The sequence below is a fragment of the Candidatus Cloacimonadota bacterium genome (assembly GCA_034722995.1).
Classification (GTDB): Bacteria; Cloacimonadota; Cloacimonadia; order JGIOTU-2; family JGIOTU-2; genus JAGMCF01.
Window position 1 is genome coordinate 3,097 of the sequence record JAYEOL010000014.1, and the last position, 2,824, is coordinate 5,920.

Annotated in this window: 3 protein-coding genes; all 3 read left to right on the forward strand. The window is 31.6% G+C overall.

All coding sequences use genetic code 11. The features are described from left to right. On the forward strand, positions 1 to 444 hold a 444-nt coding region (locus tag U9R23_01605), incomplete at its 5' end, for an HAD family hydrolase (GenBank protein ID MEA3475132.1). 143 nt (positions 445 to 587) lie between these two features. After that, positions 588 to 1,352 carry an NAD+ synthase gene (locus U9R23_01610; GenBank protein MEA3475133.1) on the forward strand — a complete coding sequence of 255 codons (765 nt, stop codon included), beginning with the start codon at positions 588 to 590 and terminating at the stop codon, positions 1,350 to 1,352. Between the two features lie 413 nt (positions 1,353 to 1,765). After that, positions 1,766 to 2,824, forward strand: a 1,059-nt coding sequence (locus tag U9R23_01615) for a tetratricopeptide repeat protein (GenBank protein ID MEA3475134.1), incomplete at its 3' end; no start/stop codon positions are given.

The window sequence follows — 2,824 nt, forward strand, 5'->3', positions numbered from 1 at the left end:
CATAGAATTTTTGGCGCAGTGGATAAAGTTACAGATTTAATTGCAATAGCAAAACCGCTTGGAGATTTGAAAGGATTATTTAAACATATTACAGAAGCTGGAATAAAAATCGCAGTTGCAACTTCTGACCTTGCGGAACGATGCGAAAAAATTATGGAAGCATTTGGCATCTTAGAGTATATCTCTACAATAATTGGTGCTGATAGCATAAAGAATGATAAACCTGCGCCTGATATGGTCCTAAAAATATGTGAGAATGTGAATATTCCTCCAGGACAAACTGCTGTGGTTGGCGATAATGTCTGGGACCATCAAATGGCAAAAAATGCTGGTTGTCCCCTATCTATTGGCGTTCTCACAGGAAAAGATGATTATGAAACAATGATAAAATTTGCTGATTGTGTGGTTGAATCAATTGATGATATAAAAATTGTTAATTGGTGAATTTGTTGACAACTCGCAAATTTACTAATCATTTTTAAATATTCTACAGTAAAATTATTTATCTGTGAATATCTGTGTTTACCCCGTGTAATATAAAACGCTTCACTATTACACGGGGTGAATCTGTGGCAAAAAAGGAAACCATGAGAAAAATAAACATTGCAAAAGAAAAAAACAGAATCATATCATTTATCAAAAAGTATGTTCATAATTCAGGATTCAAAAAAGGAATAATCGGCTTATCGGGTGGATTAGATTCATCCGTTTCTGCTTATTTAACAGTAGAAGCGCTTGGCAAAGAAAATGTCATCGGCATCTTAATGCCATACAAAACCATCTCTTCGCAATCTCTTGAAGATGGAAAACTCATTGCTGAAAATTTAAGCATAAAGTATTACATCCGCGAAATCTCTCCAATGGTTGACAGCTATTTTGACAAATATGAAAAAGATGCAAATGTTCTTCGTCGTGGAAACCGAATGGCTCGCGAAAGAATGTGTATCTTATATGACCTTTCTGCTAAGGAAAGTGCTCTGGTCATAGGAACAGGAAATAAAACTGAAATTTATCTTGGTTATGTGACACAATTTGGTGATTCTGCCTGTGCAATAGAGCCACTTGGTCATCTATATAAAACCGAAGTTTTGGAAATAGCAAAATTCCTAAATATTCCTTCGCAAATTATCAATAAAACCCCGAGTGCCGATTTATGGCAAGGACAAACTGATGAAGATGAACTTGGTATAAAATATGAAGTTGCAGATGAGATTCTTTACTTTATTCTTGATGAGAAACTTTCAAATGAAGAAATTATGAAAAAAGGCTTTTCAATTGATGAAATCGTTCACATAAAAAATTTAATGGAAAAATCAGAATTCAAACGCAGAATGCCATTATTATTAAATTAAATTTCAAATTACAAAACCCAAATGTCAAATGAAATCCAAATAAATAAATGTCAAATTATTAATACCAACTTCATTTTTCTGAATTTTTTGTAATTTTGATTTTGGAATTTATTTGTAATTTGAAATTTGTTATTTGTCATTTTCTTTCTCTTTGTGGTTAATAAATTATGATATAATATGAAGGTTAGTGTCTATTAGTGATAATTCATGGTTCAATAAAAAATATGAAAAAACTTATTGGAATCTTTCCACCAAAGCGATGCCAGATTTGCAAAAAACATCTGGCTAACAGAAAATGCTTAAAAACAAAAAGAAATATCTGTTTCCATTGCTGTAATCAAATTCGAATAAAGATGGAATGCCCTACAGAATGCAAATTCGCTCTTAAACAAAGTTCAAAAAAAGACGAGCTGATGCTTAATAACTACTCCGAATCAATTGCAGAGCAGCAGGAACTTATGAATCTACATATAAGAAAATGGATACATACAAAAAATCCCCTGTTCAATAATATGTCCCCTATAGAACTTGCAAGAACAAAGGATGGCAAAAGTCAAATAAATAAATTCCTTGAAAAATATGAATCAAAATTTAAATCAACTCTCAACTATAATTATGTTCGGGAAAAACTTTCAATTCCAATTAAAAAGAAAACCACTCTTAATCATGAAGAAATGGCTGAGAAATTTCTAAACTTAGTAATAAATTATGACTATGAAAGGACAACCCAACTTCTCGTTAATAGTAAAATATATAATAGTAAAGAACTTAAAACAAATTACCTTAAAAGAAACTTTCAAAATAAAGCTTTTAAAGCAATAAAAGTGTTTGACCTTATCCGTTCTGCTTTAAGCAAAGAACAAAACCAGGCGATTGTAGAATTTGAAATCAATGGTAAATATCCTCTATCAATCGTTTTGAAAAAAATCAACAATCAATGGAAGATAGATAAAAAAGTATTTGGTGAATCCGGCGTGGTGCTTTCTGAAAATGAATCTATCCAACGAGTTGCATATAAATATGCAAGTAAAAACTTTGATGGTGCTTATTCAGACTTGAAACAAAATCTCAAAATCTTTCCAGATTCTCCTGATTTGCATTATTATCTTGGTATCTATTACTCTACAAAAGGCAAAATAAAGGAAGCCAAACAATACTTCTTTAATGCTATGGAATTAGACCCAGATTTTGTTGAGGCGAAATATAACTATGCGTTCCTTTTTCAGTCAGAAGGGAATATGGAAAAAGCTCAACCAATCTATGAACAGATACTTCAACAAAAGGAAGATGTCAAAACATTAAATAATTTAGCGGTTATCTATGAGCATAATAATTCATTAGAAGAAGCGAAAATTCTTCTCAAAAAAGCCTTGAAATTGAACCCCACCTTTGAATTAGCACAAAAAAACCTGGAAAGAATTAGTGGTTTGCTCACGAAGACACATAAAAATATGAAAGCTACATGTCCTGAA